The 5,351-nt window shown below is 70.8% G+C and carries 5 protein-coding genes; 1 reads left to right on the top strand and 4 read right to left on the bottom strand.

All coding sequences use genetic code 11. From position 1 onward, the window contains the following. From AB0F17_RS64760 to AB0F17_RS64745, 4 genes are all read right to left on the bottom strand, one after another. On the bottom strand, positions 1–298 hold a 298-nt coding region (locus tag AB0F17_RS64760; RefSeq protein WP_358047083.1), incomplete at its 3' end, for a hypothetical protein. A gap of 13 nt (positions 299–311) precedes the next feature. Next, a complete protein-coding gene (pip, locus tag AB0F17_RS64755; protein WP_358047080.1) occupies positions 312–1,271 on the bottom strand; it encodes a prolyl aminopeptidase in 960 nt (319 codons plus the stop codon). Positions 1,272–1,737: 466 nt separating this feature from the next. Then, positions 1,738–3,567, bottom strand: coding sequence for an ABC transporter ATP-binding protein (locus tag AB0F17_RS64750; RefSeq protein WP_358047077.1), 1,830 nt, complete (start codon positions 3,565–3,567; stop codon positions 1,738–1,740). A 145-nt stretch (positions 3,568–3,712) separates the two neighbouring features. Beyond that, complete coding sequence (locus AB0F17_RS64745) at positions 3,713–5,212, bottom strand: lanthionine synthetase LanC family protein (protein ID WP_358047074.1); 1,500 nt, start codon at positions 5,210–5,212, stop codon at positions 3,713–3,715. Between AB0F17_RS64745 and AB0F17_RS64740 the strand changes: the two genes are divergently transcribed. Continuing rightward, on the top strand, positions 5,145–5,351 hold a 207-nt coding region (locus AB0F17_RS64740), incomplete at its 3' end, for a PT domain-containing protein (RefSeq protein WP_358047092.1). The two genes, AB0F17_RS64745 and AB0F17_RS64740, sit on opposite strands and share 68 nt — an antisense overlap.

The raw sequence follows: 5,351 nt of genomic DNA, 5'->3' as shown, positions 1-5,351 counted from the left end.
CGACCGGCGTGCCGGCCCCCCCCCGCCCCCCCCCCCCCCCCCCCCCCCCCACGCCGGTCAGGAGGGCGATGGTCTGCCCCCTACGGTCGCGGACGGTCACCGTGACGATGGTGTCGGCGTCCTTGGCCTCGTTGATGGTGTGGAAGCGGATCTCGCCCGACTGGAGCAGCGCGGTGCCGGCGGGGGCGACGGGGACGGGGCTCGGACAGGCGAACATCAGAGCGGCCGCCAGCTTCATGATGGGGAACGCCACGGGGCCCTCCTCGTTCGTGCGTGCCGACAGTAATTCTCCTGTCACGAACAGCGATCGTCTATAACCCGTGCCGGTAACCGTCGGTGGCCGTGATGAGCTCGTGCAGCGAGCCGGGCTCGGCGCCCGCGTGGCCGGCGTCCTCGACGATCCGCAGCTCCGCCTCCGGCCAGGCCAGATGCAGGTCCCACGCCCCGTCCGGCGGCGTCTTCATGTCATAGCGGCCGTTCACGATCACGCACGGGATGTGCCGGATCGCGGCCACGTCGAGCAGCTCACGCTCCTTCAGGAAACACCCCTGGCTGAAGTAGTGCGCCTCGATGCGTGAGAAGCTCACCAGCTCCCGGTCGTCGAGGAGCGGTGGCGAGACGGGGAGCAGCGTGTTCGCCGACAGCTCCCAGGCCGCCCACGCCCGCGCGGCCGGGACGTGTACCTCCGGGTCCGGGTCGGACAGCCTGCGATGGTAGGCGGCGACCAGGTCGTCCCGCTCCGCCTCCGGGATGAAGTCGTGAAAGGCCGCCCACTCCCGCGGGAACAGCCGGGCCGCCCCGGTGCCGGTGAACGCCCACACGTTGTCGGCCTCGGTCGCCAAGTAGACACCGCGCAGCACCAGCTCGCTCACCCGCTGCGGGTGCCGCCGCGCGTAGGCCAGCGCCAGCGTCGACCCCCACGAGCCGCCGAACACCTGCCAGCGCTCGATGCCGAGCCGCCGCCTGAGCCGCTCGATGTCCGCCACGAGGTGCCAGGTCGTGTTGGCCTCCAGCGACACCCCGGGGTCGGCCGCATGCGGCCGGCTGCGCCCGCAGTTGCGCTGGTCGAACAGGACGATCTTGTACGCCTCGGGGTCGAAGAACCGCCGCTGCGCCGGCAGTAACCCACCGCCGGGACCGCCGTGGAGGAAGACGACAGGTTTGCCGTCGGGGTTGCCGCAGGCCTCCCAGTAGATCTCGTTCCCGTCGCCCACCTCGAGCATCCCGGTCTCGTACGGCTCAATCGGCGGGTATAACGTCTTTTGTCCCATAGCTATCAGACATACTCGCCGACGCCGCCCGGCGCGCACCCTGAGTTGGCGATCTGGGCGCGCGGCGCGGGGCTGGACATAAGAAAACCCGGCCCATAAGGAGCCGGGTGGTATATGCCTTCAGAATAGCAGGCGAGCTTCACAGACGCGGGGCGATTGCCTCACCAGCCCGATGGGCCTGGGACCGACGCGCCTGCCGAGTCGCACACCTGGATCGGCCACGAGGGACGCGCGAGCACGGGCCGGCCCGCCCGGTCCCGTACTGCGAGCGGCGCGTACTTCACCCGGTCAACATCGGCTGTCTGCCAGTTGGTTCGAGCGGCGACGAGGCTCGCAGCAAGCGCGCGAATGTCGAGCCAACGCCAGCCCGGTGTCCCACGCCCGCACAGACCTCGCGCACCGTAGTAGAGGTTGTAGCCATCCACGTAGATCCCGACCCGCATACGGGTGACCGTACTGGGTTTGATCACACTTCGTATTCGATTCGCGACATCTGGCTATCCATGCTCAGCTGTCGCACCGATCCCGAGCATCTGCAGGCCGGGCCTGTGGAGACCAGGGATGACGGCAGATCTTCTACGGCACCCTCGCCGTTGGCTGGATCGCCCCGCTGGACGGCCTGGGCGCGGACCATCCGCGCGTACAGGCCGTGCCGGTTGCCCAGCAGTTCGAGATGGGCGCCCCACTCGACGACGCGTCCTCCGTCCAGTACGACGACGGTGTCGAACGCGTCCAGGCCGCCGAACCGGTGGGTGATCATCACGGTTGTCATCCCGCTGCGCCGCCGCAGGACCGCGTGGATGACCTCGCGCTCGGTCAGCGGGTCGAGCGCGGAGGTCGCCTCGTCCAGGACCAGGACGGGCGCGTCACTCAGGAGCGCGCGGGCCAGGGCGATGCGCTGGCGTTCACCACCGGAGAACAGCGCCCCCCGCTCACCGACCACGGAGTCGTAGCCGTCGGGCAGAGCCATGATCCGGTCGTGCATCCTGGTCGTCGCGCAGGCCGCGACCAGGTCGTCCAGGCCGGCGTCGGGGGCGGCGTAGCGGAGGTTCTCGGCGATGGAGCCCTGGAACAGCAACGCTTCCTGCGGAGCCAGGCAGACGCGTCCGTCGATCCGTACCGTCCCCTCCGCCGGCTCGTACAGCCCGGCGAGCAGGTAGCCGAGAGTCGTCTTGCCCGATCCGTTCGGGCCGACGATCAGTGTCGCGGAGGCGGCGGGCAGGTCGAGGGTCACCTCGCGGAGTGCCCAGCGTGCCTCGTCCTGCGGTCCCGCGTAGGCGTAGGAGGCCCGCGCGACGCGCACTTCGCCCGCTCCTGCGCCGCGCACGGCGGGGGGTGGTCCCGGTGGCAGGTCCAGGTACTCGAAGACCCGCTCGAAGGCCGCCTGGGCGGTACGGAACTCGGTGGAGATGTGCAGGATCTGCCAGAGCGGCTGGTAGAGCCTCGACTGCAGCACCACGAACGCGATGAGCGTGCCGGGCGTGATCCCGTCCATGAGCCCGGCCGCGACGAACACGATGTAAGGCGTCAGTACGAAGAAGATGTGCCCCGCGCTCAGCACCGACTGGGCGGCCAGTCCGGCGCGGACCCCGAGCCGGGCCAGCCGCTCGCTCTCCGCGCCGAACACCGCGGCCTCGTGGCTGTCGCGTCCGTGCACCCGGGCGAGGGTGATGCCGCCCAGCGAGAGGCGTTCGGCGGCGATGGAGGCGATCTCCGCGCGGGCCCGCTGGCCGGCGGCGGAGAGGACCTTGAGCGCGCGCCCCGAGCGGGCGGAGACCCACAGGATGGCCGGGGCCAGGCACAGGGTGACGCTCGCGAGCGGCCAGGACAGCGAGAACATCGCTCCCAGGGCGAACAGGAACGCGAGGAGGCTGCCGAGCAGGCTGGGCAGCGTGTCCTTGATCGCGTCCTCGATCTGGTTCGTGTCGTTGGCCAGCCGCGACTGGATCTCGCCGCTCCTGGCGGCGGCGAAGAAGCCGAGCGGCATCCGCTGCAGGTGGCCGAACAGCCGCGTACGCAGAGAGTGGATGACCCGCTGGGCCATGCGGCCCGAGATCCACGTCTGGGCCAGATCGACGCCCGCCGCCCCGGCCGCCGTGACCGCCGCCAGAGCGGCGATCAGCGCCAGCAGGTCGGGCCGCGGACCGTCCTTGCCGAACAGGGCGCGGTCGAAGACGACCTGGGTCAGCAGCGGGATGGCGGCGTTCAGCGCGGAGAAGATCGCGACCAGCAGCACGACGAGCAGGACGGCGCGACGATATGGCGTGAACAGCCGGATGATCCTGCGGGTCGTCACGTCTGCCGCCCTCTCGGAGGCTCTCGGAGCTGTGAAACGGCGTGCGGCCCATGTCTGCCGCACGCCGCTCCGTCATCAGTTGGTGTCGGTGCAACCCGGGTGCTTGAAGCAGTTGGTCAGCAGCGCCGACTCCGTGGTGCTCGGCTCACGTTCCTGCAGGTTCTGCAGGTCCTGAACGTCGAAAGACATGTTTCTCCCCCCTCTCTGATTTCCGTTCCTCCTGGCGTCGCCGTGCTCGGGGCACGGCGAGATCATGGGGAGCGCCGATGACGTCGTCGAGCATCCACAGGCGTGGATGTCCGTGACGCAGGCGCAGCAGGAAGGCGAGGACGCCCGCGGTCCCGCCGAGGTAGGTCGGCACGGTCCTGCCCAGGCGATCGGGTACGTGCAGCCGGCCCGCGTGCCTGACGGCCCGCGCGGTCAGGCACCCGGCCAGATCCTCCGCCCAGCGCTGGTACCGCTCGTCCGCGGTGAACCGGGCCATGTCGAGAAGGAAGTCGCCCTCGCCGGGCAGGCCGTGGCACAGCGCCGAGCCCGACTGCCACCGGGTCCGGTGTACGGCGATCGCCGCGTGTTCGGCGAGTTCCAGCGCGGCCGGATCTTTCGTCACGTTCCAATAGCGGATCAGGAAGGAGCCGACGCCCGACGAACCGCTGCACCAGTGGGGACGGCGGGGCCGTACGGACTCGCGCTCATCGCGTCTGAACGGCCACCAGGCCGTGTCCCCTTCGACGTCGGCGTGTTCGTAGAGGGTGTGGGCCACCTCGCGTACGGTCTCCATCCAGTCCGCCCTGCCGAGGGCGACGCTTCCATAGAGCAACGCGGTGCCGACTCCGGCCAGGCCGTGGGCGAAGCCGAAGTGGTTGGTGCCGGCGAGGCTGGAGTCGAGGGCCGCCTGCGTGAGCCATTGCGGGCGCCCCTCGTATGAGGACCGCGCGTCGTGCAGGTTCTGGAGCATCTCCGTGGCCCGCTCGCGCAGCGCGGGGTCGTCCGCTCGGATGGCGAGGCGCAGGGTGGCCATCGCGCAGCCGGCCAGGCCGTGGGTGACGTCGGGGCTGGGGTAGTCGGTCGGCAGCCGGTACGCGGCCCGTACCGCGAAGTCCCTCGACTCCTCGTCGGCCGCCGCTTCGTACAACGCCCAGAGGGCGCCGGATCGCCCGGCGTACAGGCCGGGAGGCCAGACATCCTCCTCGGCCAGGCGCCGGTGGAGCCAGCGCGAGACCGCACCGGTCTGTTCGGGTGGGAGGACCGCGAGGATGCCTGCCGCGCCGGCGCTCACCGAGCAGGGATCGGCTTCGAGCCCATAGGTGATGTTGGGCCACGGTGACGGGCAGCCGGGGCGGTCGTCCATGGTCTCGGCCAGCCAGGCGAGCCCGTCGGAGATGAGGTCGTCCGCGGTCACCCCAGATTGCGGAGCTCGTCGCGCGCCGGGCTGGTCGAGCCCGGGTTGTTCAAGGTCGGGTTGTTCGAGGTCGGGTAGTTCGAGTTCGGTCAGGAACCGCGTGCAGGCGTCGAGCGTCCAGCGGTCGTCCGGCTCGGCGAGCAGGCCCGCCACCATCGGCCGCAGCGCCGCCAGGGTGGGGTTGCTCTCGGCGACCCTGGCCAGGTGGCCGGCGGCGCGTGTGCCCCACGCCGGGCCTGCCACCTCGTCCTCCGCGAGGCCTTCCGCGAGGCCTTCCGCGAGGCCTTCCGCGAGGCCTTCCGCGAGGCCTTCCGCGAGGCCTTCCGCGAGGCCTTCCGCGAGGCCTTCCGCGAGGCCTTCCGCGAGGCCTTCCGCGAGGCCG

It is taken from the genome of Nonomuraea sp. NPDC026600, assembly GCF_040638335.1.
Lineage (GTDB): Bacteria > Actinomycetota > Actinomycetes > Streptosporangiales > Streptosporangiaceae > Nonomuraea.
This window is presented reverse-complemented; position numbering and strand designations above follow the sequence as displayed.

Bases quoted from the DNA above. Each gene is read 5' to 3' on its own strand.
- pip (WP_358047080.1), bottom strand. From the start codon at position 1,271: ATGGGACAAAAGACGTTATACCCGCCGATTGAGCCGTACGAGACCGGG.